General features: G+C 69.6%; 8 protein-coding genes. 6 read left to right on the forward strand and 2 right to left on the reverse strand.

Annotated features, from left to right (window positions below):
• Positions 1 to 137: 137 nt before the first annotated feature.
• Positions 138 to 2,747: an arabinosyltransferase domain-containing protein gene (locus ACFFQA_RS20920; RefSeq protein WP_377854653.1), complete on the forward strand. Its 2,610-nt coding sequence runs from the start codon at positions 138 to 140 to the stop codon at positions 2,745 to 2,747.
• Positions 2,748 to 2,947: 200 nt separating this feature from the next.
• Here the strand turns inward: ACFFQA_RS20920 and ACFFQA_RS20925 are convergent, their stop codons facing one another.
• On the reverse strand, positions 2,948 to 3,334 hold the full coding sequence (locus tag ACFFQA_RS20925) for a GtrA family protein (protein WP_377854656.1): 387 nt from the start codon (positions 3,332 to 3,334) through the stop codon (positions 2,948 to 2,950).
• 172 nt (positions 3,335 to 3,506) lie between these two features.
• On the opposite strand from ACFFQA_RS20925, the gene ACFFQA_RS20930 reads away from it, so the two are divergent.
• Both ACFFQA_RS20930 and ACFFQA_RS20935 read left to right on the forward strand, forming a co-directional pair.
• Complete coding sequence (locus ACFFQA_RS20930; RefSeq protein WP_377854658.1) at positions 3,507 to 6,230, forward strand: arabinosyltransferase domain-containing protein; 2,724 nt, start codon at positions 3,507 to 3,509, stop codon at positions 6,228 to 6,230.
• Positions 6,231 to 6,282: 52 nt separating this feature from the next.
• Positions 6,283 to 9,333 (forward strand): arabinosyltransferase domain-containing protein, encoded by a 3,051-nt coding sequence (locus ACFFQA_RS20935; protein WP_377854661.1) that lies wholly within the window; start codon positions 6,283 to 6,285, stop codon positions 9,331 to 9,333.
• Here the strand turns inward: ACFFQA_RS20935 and ACFFQA_RS20940 are convergent, their stop codons facing one another.
• Positions 9,334 to 11,331 carry an arabinofuranosyltransferase gene (locus tag ACFFQA_RS20940; RefSeq protein ID WP_377854664.1) on the reverse strand — a complete coding sequence of 666 codons (1,998 nt, stop codon included), beginning with the start codon at positions 11,329 to 11,331 and terminating at the stop codon, positions 9,334 to 9,336.
• A 220-nt stretch (positions 11,332 to 11,551) separates the two neighbouring features.
• On the opposite strand from ACFFQA_RS20940, the gene dprE1 reads away from it, so the two are divergent.
• The 3 genes from dprE1 to ACFFQA_RS20955 all read left to right on the forward strand — a co-directional run bounded on the left by dprE1 (position 11,552) and on the right by ACFFQA_RS20955 (position 14,491).
• A complete protein-coding gene (gene dprE1, locus ACFFQA_RS20945; protein WP_377854667.1) occupies positions 11,552 to 12,907 on the forward strand; it encodes a decaprenylphosphoryl-beta-D-ribose oxidase in 1,356 nt (451 codons plus the stop codon).
• On the forward strand, positions 12,904 to 13,659 hold the full coding sequence (dprE2, locus tag ACFFQA_RS20950; protein ID WP_377854670.1) for a decaprenylphospho-beta-D-erythro-pentofuranosid-2-ulose 2-reductase: 756 nt from the start codon (positions 12,904 to 12,906) through the stop codon (positions 13,657 to 13,659). Before dprE1 ends, dprE2 begins: the two co-directional genes overlap by 4 nt.
• Positions 13,660 to 13,864: 205 nt before the next feature.
• Positions 13,865 to 14,491 carry a DUF6518 family protein gene (locus ACFFQA_RS20955; RefSeq protein WP_377854673.1) on the forward strand — a complete coding sequence of 209 codons (627 nt, stop codon included), beginning with the start codon at positions 13,865 to 13,867 and terminating at the stop codon, positions 14,489 to 14,491.
• Positions 14,492 to 14,539: the final 48 nt, after the last annotated feature.

Genomic DNA, 14,539 nt, shown 5'->3' on the forward strand with positions numbered 1-14,539 from the left:
CGCCACGTTAAACATCGATCTTTCTACTTAACCGATTAAGATTGCGAGGCTTCGACATCTTCATTGCGAGTGGCAATAACGCACGGGTCTCGGTTACAAAATTTGCGTAAGCTCGTAACCGCGATCGGGGATGCCCAATGCCACAGCGCTTCACCGCGTGGATTTTCCTGGGCGCAACGCTCATCACCGCAGCACTGGCACTGATCCTTCCGCTGGCCCCCGTCCGGGTCGACCAGCCGGTGCTGACCTGGCCGGAAGAGGGCGAGCGGGTCAGCAACACCGTGGTCCCCCTGCTGCCCTACCGGCCGCTTGAGCTGACCGCCGAGGTGCCCTGCCGGGCGATCTCCGCGGTGAACGCGCGAGGCGGGGAGGTGCTGCGCACCCTGCCGCCCGCGCGGGACGCCGCGCAACAGAACCACGGCATGACGATGCGCGTGGTGAACGGCATTGTGCAGGTCAGGGTGTCCGGCAAGTCCATAGTCGAGGAGCACCTGCCGGTCGTCGACTGCACCTACCGGGTGCGCTCCACCACCGCGGGGACCGAGGTGTGGCGGGACGGCATGCTGCTGGCGAAGCACGCCGGGCTGCTGCCGCCCCAGGTCGCCATGCTGGAGACCGGGGCCGCCGGGCTCGCGGAGTCCGAAGGCATGCGTGTTGTGATCAACACGGATGCGCGCTTCCAGTCCTCGCCGACCGACGCGAAATTCGCACTTCTGCTCATGCATGGATTTCTGCTGGCCGGTTGCGTCGCGCTTGCGATTATTCGATACCGGGCGAAGCGTGCCGCCGAAAGCCGGATGCGGTGGCGTGTGGCCGATTTCCTCGTGCCCGGCGCACTTCTCGCGTGGGCGGTGATCGGGCCGACGAACGACGACGACGGCTGGTACCTGCGGCACGCGCTCAACCTCGGCAACTCCGGTTATGTCGGCAACTACTACCACTCGTTCAACGCGCCCGAGTCGCCGTTCCTGTTCGCCCAGTACCTGCTGGCGGGGTGGACGTCGGTGAGCACCTCGATGCTGTGGGTGCGGCTGTTCCCGACGGTGATCGGCATCGGCGTGTGGTTCGCGCTGCGGTGGTTCCTGCACAGCGCGCTGGGTGAGCGCCGGGCCTACCGCGCGCTGCCGTGGCTGTTGGCACTGGCGTTCCTCGTGTGGTGGCTGCCGTACAACCCGACGCTCCGGCCGGAGCCCGTCACCTGCCTCGGCGTCGCGGTGACGCTGGCGCTGTGCGAGTACGCGCGGCGCCGCGAGTGGCCCGGTCTGATGGCGCCCGCAGTGCTGCTGGCCGCGCTCACGACGCTGACCATGGGCGCCGGGCTGGTCGCGTGGGCTCCGGTGGCGATGCAGCTGCCGTGGCTGTGGCGCTCGATGAGGGCGACCCCGGTGCGGGACCGGCTCGCCCTGGCCGCGGCCACGCTCACCTCGGGCACCGTGGCGTTCACTGTGCTCTTCGCCGACGGCAAGCTCGCCGACCTGCTCGAAGCAACCAGGATCCACTATTACTACTGGATCACCATGAGCTGGACCGAGGAGTGGGGCCGCTACGGCACGCTGCTCGTGCCCACCGGCTCCGGCAACTGGGCCAAGCGCGCCCCGGTGCTGCTGATGATCGTCTGCCTGGTGTTCGTCGGGGTGCGGGCGCGGCGACGGCGGTGGCGGATCGACTCGGTGATGCTGCGGCTGGCCGGGGTGCTCGGCTTCGGCGTGGTGGCGCTGGCGATCATCCCGACCAAGTGGACGCACCACTTCGTCGGCATCGCCGCGCCCGCGATCGCGCTGCTGGCGCTGACCACGCTGACCGGACCGCTGCCGGCACGGGTGCGCCGCGTCGCGCCAGCGGTCGCGGCGGGGTTGTTCATCGCCTTCACCGGCGTGGTGATCTTCAGCGGCCCCAACATGTGGCACGGCTTCGGCAACTGGGGCCAGCCGTTCTCGGTGCGCGGCACCATCGACCCGATGCGCACCCTCGACCCGGACGAGAAGGACCTGGTCGAGTCGCTGATGCTCGCGGTGGGCCCGGTGAAGGTCAACAACATGCTGGTCTGGGCCGGTCTGCTGGGGCTGGCGTGGTTCCTGCTGCGCCGCCGAAGGCGCTGGGCGAACACGGGCTCGGCGCGGGTGCTCGCGGGCACGCAGGTGCTCACGGTCGGCCTGCTGCTGGCGCTGTTCGTGGTCGCGCCGCTGCGCCAGCTGCCCGGCTGGTCGCTGGCCAGCGGCACGCTGCGCAACGGCTGCGGGCTCGCCGACACCGTGCGGGTGCACGACGGCAGGACCCTCACCGAGTACCTGGCGGACCGGCCGGCCTACGTGGACTGGAGCATCGGCATCGGCTACCCGTGCGTCCCGGTCGTTCCGGTGAAGGACGGCATGGTGACGCCGCCGGAGTTCCGGGTGCTCGCGGCGGAGAAGTTCACGATGGGCGGCCTGGTGTCGGTGTACGAGGGCATCGGCGGCACCCACGGCTTCCTCGGCAGGGTGGCCGAGATGGTCAAGGTGCCGGCGGACGCGCCCAACAGCGGGGACTCGCCGTGGGGCGGCCTGGAGAAGGTCAAGTACCTCCACCCGCCGGGTCGCTTCACCACGACGATGACCCACCGCGTGGAGAACGGCCTCCAGGCCCCGCCGACCATCGCGCAGTTCGACTACGTCGGTCTCCCCGCGGGGTACGTCAAGCAGGCGATCGACCCGTCGCGGCTGCCCTCCGACATCGACGACGACCGCTACGACACCCTCGGACTGCGCTGAGGTTCCCGGGACCGGAGGAACGCGGTCACCTCGGCGCCCCCTTCTTCGCGTTTTTGCGCCTTAATGCGAAATGGGAGCGCTCTTTTGCGCAATAAGGTGACAAAACGCCAAAGTCTCGGCCACGCCAGTTAGCGCGCACGCCGCAGTGCGGTGCCGGGTCGGCCCGCTGTTCCGGGGCGTCGGGATGTGCAGGACCGGCGTCAGCGCTGCTTGAAGATGACCATGCGGAGCATCACGAAGTTGATCGCGGTGGCGGTGCCCTGCGCGATCACCCAGGCGAGGGTGATCTTGAGGAAGGACTCCGGGAGCACCGCGAGGAACAGGGCGTTCACCCCGACGTTGACGAAGAACGTCACGCCGTAGAGCAGGACGAAGCCGCCGATCCGGCCCGCGCCGCCCTGGGTGGTCTGGAAGGTGAACTTCCTGTTCAGGAAGTACGCCGTCGTGGTGCCCGCCACGAATCCCAGCGCCTTCGCCGCGTGTACCCAGAGACCCAGCGCCAGCAGCCCCTGGTAGCTGCCGTAGTCGATCAACGCGGAGAAGCCACCGACTGCGACGAAGCGCAGGAGCTGCGAAAACGCACTCATGGGACGAGGTTGCTCAGCTTCCCTGATCGGGGGAACGCCTTCACTCGCTCCAGCTACCTTTTCGCGGATCTGCTCGGTCAACTTGAGCCACCATTCCCGGCTGCCGATAGTCGTTCGTCGCCGAAACGGCGATCTCCACACCCATCTCACTTCACGAAATGGCTGCCTGGGCATGCTACGCCGTTCCTTCAGCAGCGCTTGGCTGCTGTGTGCGTTTTCCCTGGTCACGCTGGCACTGGCCGCACTGCTGCCGCTCGCTCCGGTAGTGGTGCAGCAGCCCGTGCTGTCCTGGCCGCAAGCCGGAGCGGCGCCGCGCTCCACGGTGGTCCCGCTCGTGCCATACCGGCCCCTGCGCATGTCGGCAACTTTTCCCTGCGCCACGATGGACGCGCTGGACCGCAGCCGGTTCGCCGCCGACGGCCAGTGGGCCGACCTGCTGCGCACCCTTCCCCCCTCGGAGGGCGGGAACGGGGACGCCGGGGCCGAGCGGGGGCTGCTGGCGCGGACGAAGGCGGGACGGGTGCTCATCTCGGCGTCCGGCCGGACCCTCGTCGACGAGCAGCGGCCGACCGGCTCGTGCACCTACCGGCTCGAAGCCGATCAGGCCGGTGTCACGGTGCTGCGCGACGGCGAGCAACTGACCCGTGCGGAGGAGCTGCTGCCGCCGCAGGTCGCGATGCTGGAGACGGCGGCGGAGGGCTTCCCCGAGGCGGTCGGGCTGCTCGCGGAGCTGGAGACCGACGCGCGGTTCCAGTCCTCGCCGTCACCGCTGAAGATGGCGCTGCTCGTGCTGCACGGGCTGTCGCTGCTCGGGTGCGCGGCGCTGTGCCTGCTCCGCTATCGGCAGGAGCGGCGACCGACCCCGGGACGGCTGCGGCTGACGTGGGCGGATCTGGGAGTGCCCGCGCTGCTGGTCACGTGGTCGGTGATCGGTCCGGTCAACGACGACGACGGCTGGTACCTGCGGCACGCGCTGAACCTGCCGAACGTGGGCTACGTCGGGAACTACTACCACTCGTTCAACGCACCGGAAGCGCCTTTCCTGCTCAGCCAGTACGTGCTCGCCGGGTGGGCCTCGATCAACACGTCGATGCTGTGGCTGCGGTTGCTGCCCACCGCGATCGGCATCGCGGTGTGGTTCCTGCTGCGGTGGTACCTGCACATCGTGTTGGGGCCACAGCGGATGCTGCGTCGGGCGTATCGGGTGCTGCCCTACCTGATGGGGCTCGCGCTCTTGGTGTGGTGGCTGCCCTTCAACCTCACGCTGCGACCGGAATCCCTTGTGTGCCTTGGTGTTGCCGCGACGCTCGCACTGTGCGCCCACGCTCGCGAACGTGGGCGTCTCGGGGTGTTCGCACCCGCCGTGGTCGTGGCGTCACTGACCACGCTGACCACGGCGACCGGTCTGCTGGCGTGGGGGCCGCTGCTGTTCTCCGCTCCGTACCTGTTCCGTGAGCTCCAGGCGCGGCCCGTCGCGCAGCGAGTGGCTTACGGCACCGCGCTCGTCGCCTCCGGCACCGCCGCGTTCAGCGTGCTCTTCGCCGACCTGCGTCTCAGTGATCTCGTTGAGACGACCCGGATTCACTCCTGGTACTGGTTCGTCACACCGTGGTTCCAGGAGATCGAGCGTTACCGGAGCCTGCTGTACCCCGGACCGCTCGGCAACTGGGCCAAGCGCGCCGCAGTGCTGCTCACGCTGCTCGCGCTCGGGCTGGCCGCAGTGCGTTGGCTGACCTCACGGGGACGACTGGACGCCAGGCAGCGAATGCTGCTGCACTGCGGTGGGCTGGTCGTGTTCGGCATGGTCACGCTGGCGATCTCACCGACCAAGTGGGTGCACCACTTCGGCGGTCTCGCCGTTCCGGCGACCGTGCTGCTCGCGGTCACGATGCTCTCCGTGCCGATCCCGGCGACGGTCCGGCGGGCGGGGCCGAGCCTGGTCGCGGCGGCGGGCGCGGTGCTGCTGACCGCGGTGATCTTCAGCGGCCCCAACACCTGGTACGCGTTCTCCGACTGGGGGCAGGCGTTCGGTGACCACACCACGGTGGTCGACATCTACGCGCCGCCGGAGGACCTCAGCCAGCCCCTCATGCGACAGGTGCTCGACACCCAGATCACCCACCTCGGCCCGGTGTGGCTGAACAGTCCGCTGGTGTGGGCCGCGGTGCTCGGCGTCTGCCTCTGGTTGGCCGCGCGGGCCCGCAAGCGCCAGTGGGTCGGGGTCGGCACCACCCGGTTCCTGGTGCTGGTGCAGGGCGTGGTGGTCCTGTTGCTGCTGACGGTCTTCGTCGCCGCCCCGATCCGGCAGTACCCCCAGTGGTCGATCGCGAAGAACAACGCGCGCAGCGTCACCGGCACCTCCTGCGGCTTGGCGGACGACCTGACCGTGCCGGTGGCGAAGCTGACCGACGTCATGCGCGGCCCCGACCGTCCGGCCCTGCACGCGGGCGAGGAGGTGCGGTTGACCGAGTTGCTGCGCGGCCAGCCGACCTTCGTGGACTGGCCGGTCTCCATGGCGTACCCGTGCGTTCCGGTGCTGCCGGTGACCGACGGGATGGCGACGCCGTCGGAGTACCGGCTGATCGCGTCGGACATGCTCGCCGGTAGCAGCTCGGTCGCGATCAACGAGATGGTCGGCGGCACCCAGGCGTTCCAGCGGCGGGTCGCCACGTTCGAGCGCATCCCCGTGAACGTGCAGCACACCGAAAGGCCGCGCGCGCCGTGGGGACACCTGGAGCGCGTCGTCTACCGGCACCCACCGGGCCGCTACACGCTCTCGCGGACCACGAGGGTGGAGTCCGGCCTCGCGGGCGGACCGCGACTGGCCCAGTTGGACTACGTGGAGACGCGCAACGGTTGGCTCAACGAGGTGCGAAGGGAGTCCTGGCGCAACTGACGAACGGACCTATCGGGCGGGGAGCTGAGGGCGCTCGGTAGCCTGTGTTGCCGTGTCGACGCCCTTTTCGCGACCACGTGCCCGCACATTGGTGCTGGTAGCCGGGCTGATCAGCGTTTTGTCCGCGCTGCTGGTGCCCTTCGCTCCGGTGAACCAGGACAAAGCGACGTTCTCCTGGCCGGTCGAGGGCTCCGCGCAACCGGTGCAGCTCCTGCTCTACCCGTACCAGCCCGCCAGCTTGGACGCGACGTTCAGCTGCGCGACGGTCGCCGAGGCGGCGCGACGCGGGGCCGAGCGGACGGTGGTGCTGAGCACCACACCGGACACCGAGGAGGGGCGCGGCGACGGTCTGGTCGTCGAGACGGCGGGTTCCGCGCTGACCATCAGCAACCGGGGTCGCCTGCTGCACCGTGAACAGGTGGATGCCCAGCGGACCGCGTGCTCGTGGCGGATCTCGTCCACGAGCACGGGCACCACGGTGACCCTGGACGGCCGACGGGTGGCCGGAGTGGACTCGGACGCGCGGCCGCACGTGCTCGGGGTGTTCTCCACAGTGGACGGAGCGGTTCGCGACCTGGACGGGCTCAGCGTCCGAGTGGTCGCCGACACCCGGTTCCAGACCTCCCCGTCGGTGTGGAAGTACGGCCTGATGGCGCTGTCGGTGATCGCGTTGGCGGTCGCGCTGCTGGCGCTGCGCCGGGCCGACCGGGAACGGGGCCTGCCCGTGCGCCGCCTGCTCCCCGAGCGGTTCTGGCGGCCACGCGCGCCGGACTACGTGGTCGGCGGCACCGTGCTGGGCTGGGCGGTGATCGGCTCGCTCACCGTCGACGACGGCTACATCCTGACCATGATCAGGGCACGGGAGGCGACCGGGTTCGTCGGGAACTACTACCGGTGGTTCAACGCGCCCGAGGCGCCGTTCGGCTACTTCTACGAGCTGTACTACGCGTTGACCCGGATCAGCGACTCGCTGCTGTGGATGCGGCTGCCCGCCGTCGGACTGGCGATCACGGCCTGGCTGCTGCTGAGCAGGCTGGTGCTGCCCCGCCTCGGTGGCGCGTTCGCGAGGTCCCGTTGGGTGCCCTGGGGCGCGGCCGCGGTGTTCCTGGCGTGGTGGCTGCCCTACAACAACGGCATCCGCCCCGAGCCCTTCATCGTGGTCGGCACGCTCGGGGTTTTCTGTGCGGTGGAACGGGTTCTCGCGACGAGGCGGCTCCTGCCGCTGGCCTTCGGTGTGCTGGTCGCCGTCGCGGCCGTGGGCATCACGCCGACCGGTGTGATCGCGTTCCTGCCGATGCTGGTGGCTCCGCGCAGGTTGTTGGCGGTGCTCAGGGAGCGCTCGGACCTGCGTTGGATGCCGCTGCTGTCGGTGGTGGCCGCGAGCGGGTTGTTCGGACTGCTGCTGATGTTCTACGACCAGACCTTCAGCGCGGTGATGGAGGCGACGCGCTCCCGCAGCGCGATCGGCCCGAGCCTGACGTGGGACACGGAGTTCGAACGCTACGCCCGGCTGCTGAACCCGATCTTCGACGAAGGCTCGCTGACCCGGCGGGTCCCCGTGCTGATGCTGCTGGCGTCGTTGGCCCTGGTGTCCTCGATCCTGTTGCGGCACAAGCGAATCCACGGAGTCGCGACCGGACCTGCTGTCCGGCTGTTGTCGGTGACCGTGTTGTCGCTGGGGGCGATCGCGTTCACCCCGACCAAGTGGACGCACCACTTCGGCGCCTTCGCCGGACTCGGTGTCGCGGTCGTCGTGCTCGGCATGTGGGCGCTCAGCACCCCCGCGTTCCGCTCGACCAGGGCCAGGGCGGCCGCGGTCTGCTGTCTCATGGTCGCCTTCGCCCTGGCGCTCAGCAGCCCGAACCGCTGGTGGCTCATCTCCGCGCCGGACGGCCCGTGGACCACTGAGCTGCCCAACGTCTTCGGCATACAACTGAACACAGCTCTCCTGGTGGTCGGCGTGCTCGTGGCGCTGGCCGCCGTCACGCAGGCCGCGTGGCGGGTAGCGCACCGGCGGCCCGAGCGGCCGACCTGGCTGCCCAGCCCCGCGCTGATCATGGTGATCGGCTGCGCGGCTTCGGTGGTGCTCCAGGTGGGCACGTTCGTCGTGGTGACCGAGGCGCGCACGAACACGTACTCGCTGGCCAAGCAGAACGTTCGAAGCGTGCTCGCTCAGGACTGCGGGCTGGCTTCCGCGTTGAAGGTCGAACCGACACCGGAACGCGGCATCCTGACTCCGCTGCCGGGAGAGGCGGGTCGCGGAGACGTCGGGCCGTTCGCGGTCAACGGCGGCTACGACCCCGAGCACGGGCCGCCCTACCTGTTCGACAAGCCGAGCACCGGGGTTCCCGTGTGGGGCAGCCTCGTCGACGGTGACCGCACCACCGGCACCGCCACCACCGGCTGGTACCGGGTGGACGAGTCGCTGCGCAGGGGCAACGCGCCCTTGGTGCTCTCGGTCGCCGGACGGCTGCACGGGGGCAACGAGATCGCGCTCGAATTCGGTGCCACCTCAGGTGAGGAGGTGCGGCCTCGGGGGCGCATGCCGGTCGACTCCCCCCTTGACGGTCCACAGTGGAGGGACGTGCGGATCGACGTGCGGGAGGCGGTCGCCGACGCCGACGCGGTCCGGGTGGTCGCCACCGACTCCTCGGTGGGCGCGGGTGGCTGGCTGGCGTTCAGCCCGCCCAAGGCCCCGGTCCTGGTGCCGATGCCGGACGTGGTGCCCAGCACCGATGCCACGATCATCGACTGGCCGGTTGCCGCGTTGTTCCCCTGCAACCGACCGGCGGCGCTGCGCCTGGGCACGGTCGAGATGCCGCACTTCCGGATCGGTCCCGCCGGGGGCTACGACCAGCTGACCGGCATGTCCTACTCCGCCCAGGGAGGCGGCCCGTTCGCCCCCGTCAACGCGTTGGCGACGCAGCAGCCGCTGCCCACCTACCTGGTCAACGACTGGCAGCGCGAGGCGGCCGTGGTCTACCGCATCGTGCCAACGCAGCACCTCGGACTCCCCGAGGCCGAGGTGCACCGCGAACAGGTCTCCGGCATCGGCGGCCCCGGCAGGCTCAACACCCCGGGGACCGACGACCCGATGGGCTGATCACTTCCGGACCAGGATCCGGAACGGGCCGACGTTCTTGCTGGTGAAGTGCGCCGGGTCGAAGATCTTCTCCGGGAACACCATCTCGTAGGACATGGTGTTGAGGTACCGGGGGAACCTGTCCTCGCTCAGCTGGATCGTCAGACCGCCGTTGTTGTTCCCGCGCAGCACGAACACGTCCGGCACCCGGAACTTGCTCTTGTCGAGCATCCGCGCGAGCTCGTCACCGTTCTTCGCGCTCGCCCACCGCGCCATCTCCGCCGCGCGCTCCTTGTACTGCGCCAGCGGGTTGGCGTAGTGATCGGTGATCATCTGGAAGCCCCAGTAGGGCTCGAAGGCCATGAGCGGGTACACGGTCGTCAGCAGCACGAGGTCCTTCGGCTTCTTGCCGGTCATCTCCTGGATGCTGCCGATCAGCTCGTCGTAGACGGCCCCGTCGTTGCTCGGGTCCGGACGGTCTTCCTTGAGCGGCGACTTCGGGTTCTGGGTCGAGTTGTGCCCGGTCGGGTAGTAGTCGTAGTAGGCGGCGTTGATCTCGCCGCTGTGCGCCTGCGGCACCGACTGGACGATCGAGACCGCACCGAACACCCCGAACACGACGACCGCGACCGTCGTGGTCCGCAGGTGCTGGGCCGTGATCCGGCCGCGCGCCCAGCGCCAGCCCTCCCGCACCGCGAGCGCTCCGGCGCAGTACAGCACGACCAGCAGCACGCCCCGCATCCGGAACGCCAGCAGGCTCGTGTCGAGCGCCAGCATCAACGTCGACAGCGCGAACCAGGCGTAGACCACGAGCACCACGGTCAGCAGCGCCCGCGCGACCTGGTCCCGGCGCGCGGCGAAGATCAGCCACACGGTGCCTGCCAGGCAGAGCAGACCCTGCACCGACAGCTCGAACATCGGTGTCGGGAACACCGCGCTGTCCGGCGGCAGGTACCGCTGGGCCATCCCGGGGGGCATGCCCGTGCTCAACGCCTTGAGCAGGAACGGCGCCCACACCAGCAACATGATCGGCACGGACACCGCTGCCGCGCCGATCAGCCGGAGCAGCACCATGCGCAGCGCTGCGGGCCAGCGCGGCACTCCCGGCCGGGTCCGAGCGGCCCGGTGCGCCTCGACCACGCTGGTCACCGCGACAACGGCGAGGCCGACGACGACGAAGCCGGTGTACAAGGTGTAGATCGAACCGGAGATGCCCACGAAGACACCGATGCCGACCATGGCGCCCCAGCCGTGCCGACGGCCCGGTCCGCGTTCGTCCAGCAGCGCCGAGCGCAGGGCCCGCTGCGCGATCACCAGCAGCGGCGGCGTGTTCGCGATGATCAACCAGGCGTAGGGCTCGGTGGCCCCGGCGAGCATGCCGACCATCGAGGTCGCCACGGCCATCAGCACCGCGGTCCTGCGGCGCACGACCGTGCTCCACAGCACGAAGACGATCACGGCCGTGACCGCCATGGTCAGGATCGCCCACGGCTTGAACGCGACCCAGCCGGGCAGCCCGAGCAGGTTCGCGAACCGGCCGCCCAGCCAGAACCAGCCCGCCGGGTAGAAGGGCGGAAGATCGACGTAGTTCATGTCCGCGAAGCCGGACGTGGACGTCATCCGCACCAGGTACTGGGTGCGGAAGAGCTGGTCGACGGAGATTCCGCCGTAATAGAAAAGGGTTCCGGACAGCGGCAGCGCCAGTCCGAGAGTGGTCAACGCGGACAGGCCGCTCCACGCGCCGATCCGTGAAAGCACCGACCAGGGGCGGCGAATCATCACCAGTGCCGCGAGCCCGGCCATCAGCGGCACCGCCAGCAGCGACAGCACGGCGGTCGGAGCGTGCGTCGGAGTCGGCCAGTGCAGCCGGTTGACCAGCCACTGGAGCACAACCGATGTCACCGTGGCCACGGTGATCCCCACAGCCAGCTCGCCGACGATCCCCAGCGCCGAACGCGGGCCGGACGGCTCGCTGGAACCGGTGTTCACCGACTGCGAGGTGTTGACTCCGTGTTCCACGGTCGGATCGACGACTGGCGATTCGGCCGCAGCAGATCCATTCACGACGACTACTCCTGCACCCCAAGGAGCCCGAGTCCGACGACCCAGGTTAAAGCGGCACGGTAACCGCCCGGCCGGGTGACCTCCACACCGCCTCGCCCCTGGACGGGACCGGAGATGCGAAACGAGTAGCCTGGCTGCGAAGTTCCGAGCTGGTCGAAGGCGAAAGGCGGACTCGATGCCCGAGGCGACTCGGAGGCTCACCGGCTGGGGGCGGACCGCGCCGAGCACGGCCACCGTGCGCCAGGTCACGGCCGCGAAGGAGCTGGCAGCCGCCGTCCGCGAGAGCGGGGCGCGGGGCGTCATCCCGCGCGGGCTCGGCCGCAGCTACGGCGACGCCGCGCAGAACGCGGGCGGCCTGGTCGTGGACATGACCGCGCTCGACGAGATCCACCACGTCGACAGCGAGACCGGCATCGTCACGGTGGACGCCGGGGTCAGCCTGGACAAGCTGATGCGGCAGATGCTGCCGTTCGGACTGTGGATCCCGGTGCTTCCGGGCACCCGCCAGGTCACCGTCGGCGGCGCCATCGCCGCGGACATCCACGGCAAGAACCACCACGTGGAAGGCAGCTTCTGCAACCACGTGCTGGCGATCGAGCTGCTCACCGCCGACGGCGAGATCAGGACGGTGACCCCGGACGGCCCCGGCTCGGAGCTGTTCTGGGCGACCGCGGGCGGGATGGGCCTGACCGGCGTGGTGCTGCGGGCCACCATCCAGCTCAAGTCGGTGGAGACGGCGTACTTCCTCGTCGACACCGAGCGCACCGCGGACCTGGACGACCTGATGGCCAGGCTGATGGACAACGACGACCAGTACACCTACTCGGTCGCCTGGTTCGACTCCGCGTCCACCGGCTCGAAGATGGGCCGCGCCGTGCTCACCCGCGGCTGGTCGGCCAAGCGCGACGACCTGCCAGCGAAGCTGCGCGACGAGCCGCTGAAGTTCAACGCGCCGCAGCTGGCGACCGTGCCGCCGGTGTTCCCCAGCGGCCTGCTGAACAAGCTGACCGTGAGCGCGTTCAACGAGGTCTGGTACCGCAAGGCGCCCAAGGAGCGGCGCGGCGAGGTGCAGAACATCACCCAGTTCTTCCACCCGCTGGACATCGTCGGGCAGTGGAACCGGGTCTACGGACCACGCGGTTTCCTGCAGTACCAGTACGTCGTGCCCTACGGCGCGGAGGACACCGTCCGCAGGTCGATGGAGCTGATCTCCGCGTCCGGCGCGGTGTCGTTCCTCAACGTGCTCAAGCGCTTCGGTGCCGGCAACGCCGCCCCGCTGTCCTTCCCGTCCCCGGGCTGGACCCTCGCGGTGGACATCCCCATCACCGACAACCTCGCGCCGCTGCTGGACAAGCTGGACCAGCTCGTGCTGGAGGCCGGTGGCCGGCTGTACCTGGCCAAGGACTCCAGGCTGACCCCGGACGCGCTGCGTTCGATGTACCCGCGCCTGGCCGAGTGGCAGAAGGTCCGGGACGCGGTCGACCCGCGCGGCGTGTTCAACTCCGACCTCTCCAGAAGGCTGATGCTGTGATCGACGCTGTTGGCAACCCCCAGTCCCTGCTGCTGCTCGGGGGCACCTCCGAGATCGGCCTGGCGATCGTGGACCGCTTCGCCAGCCAGCGTCCCCTGCGCGTCGTGCTCGCCGCACGCCCGTCCGAGCGGCTCGACGAGGCCGCGGAGCGCCTGCGCGCCAAGGGCTGCACGGTCAGCACGCTGGCCTTCGACGCGCGCAAGCCGGAGACGCACGCGGAGATCGTGGACAAGGCCTTCGCCGACGGCGACATCGACGTGACCGTCGTGGCCTTCGGCGTGCTCGGTGACGCGGAGCGGGCGTGGCAGGACGTGGAGCACGCGCGGGAGATGGCCGAGGTCAACTTCCTCGCGCCGGTGACCGTCGGTGTCGCGCTGGCGAACCGCCTGCGGCAGCAGGGCCACGGCTCCGTGGTCGCGCTGTCCTCGGTGGCCGGTGAGCGGGTCCGCAGGTCGAACTTCGTCTACGGCTCCACCAAGGCGGGCCTGGACGGGTTCTACCTCGGCCTCGGTGAGGCGCTCAAGCCGCACGGCGTGCACGTGGCCGTGGTGCGCCCCGGTTTCGTGCACACGAAGATGACCAAGGGCCTCAAGGCGGCTCCTCTCGCCGCGCAGCCGGAGCAGGTCGCCGAGATCGCGGTGACCGCGGTGCGGCGGCGTCAGGACCTGGTGTGGGCTCCGGGTCAGTGGCGGTTCGTGATGTCGGCGCTGCGGCACATCCCGAGGGCGATCTTCCGCAAGCTGCCGATCTGATCTTCACTCACAGAAAGGCGTATCCGCTGCTCAGCGGGTACGCCTTTCTGCTGAGCAAGCCAACAAAAGCCGCATACCGGACGACCCCCACATGTGCGCAGACACAATGGACCGCCGCGACCGGCGAGGTGCGTGACTTCCGGTAATAGCGTTCGGCCTTTTGCGCTGGTCAAGTGGTATGGACCAGCGCAATATCATCATTATTGTGATCGGCACTGACGAACCAGGGACCCGTTCCTGGTGGGCGTCCTCGGGTATCGCGGTCGGTGTCGGCGCCGTGCTGGGCGTGATCACCTTCCTGCTCCAGGGAGTGCTGCCGGACGGCTGGTCGGTCCTGGCCAACTCCGGCGCGGTCTGGCTGACCGTCGCGCTGGTGCTCGGCATGGTGCTGCCGGGGCTGACGACCGTCACGGCGCTGCTGTCCGGCGCGGCCGTCGAGATCGCCCTGGTGCTCGGCTACTACGGCGCGGCCCCGCTCGCGGGCTACGCCTCGTCGCCGCGCTCGGTCCTGTTGTGGTGCCTGGTCGGCGTGGTCGGCGGCCCGGTCTTCACGCTGGCCGGAGCCCTGTGGCGGCAGCGGCGGTGGCCGTGGCTCGCCGGTGGTCTGTTCGGCGGGATCTGGGTCGGCGAGGGCATCCACGTCCTCGGCCTGACCGAGCAGTCCGGCTACGGGCCGACCGGCTGGGTGCAGATCGTCGTCGGTGTCGTCGTGGCGCTCGCGCTCGGCCGCTCGACGTGGGACCGGCTCCTCGCGCTCGCGTCGACCGCGGGTGGCGCGGTGGCCATGATGGCCGCCGAGAAGCTCATCGAGCTCGCCTTCCTGTCGGTGTGACGATGCGAGCCCCAACCCGATCCAGCGCTAGCCGGGTGGTTCTTTTCC

Source organism: Allokutzneria oryzae (assembly GCF_042429765.1).
GTDB lineage: Bacteria > Actinomycetota > Actinomycetes > Mycobacteriales > Pseudonocardiaceae > Allokutzneria > Allokutzneria oryzae.

Bases quoted from the DNA above. Each gene is read 5' to 3' on its own strand.
- ACFFQA_RS20920 (WP_377854653.1), top strand. From the start codon at position 138: ATGCCACAGCGCTTCACCGCGTGGATTTTCCTGGGCGCAACGCTCATC.
- ACFFQA_RS20925 (WP_377854656.1), bottom strand. From the start codon at position 3,334: ATGAGTGCGTTTTCGCAGCTCCTGCGCTTCGTCGCAGTCGGTGGCTTC.
- ACFFQA_RS20930 (WP_377854658.1), top strand. From the start codon at position 3,507: ATGCTACGCCGTTCCTTCAGCAGCGCTTGGCTGCTGTGTGCGTTTTCC.
- dprE1 (WP_377854667.1), top strand. From the start codon at position 11,552: ATGCCCGAGGCGACTCGGAGGCTCACCGGCTGGGGGCGGACCGCGCCG.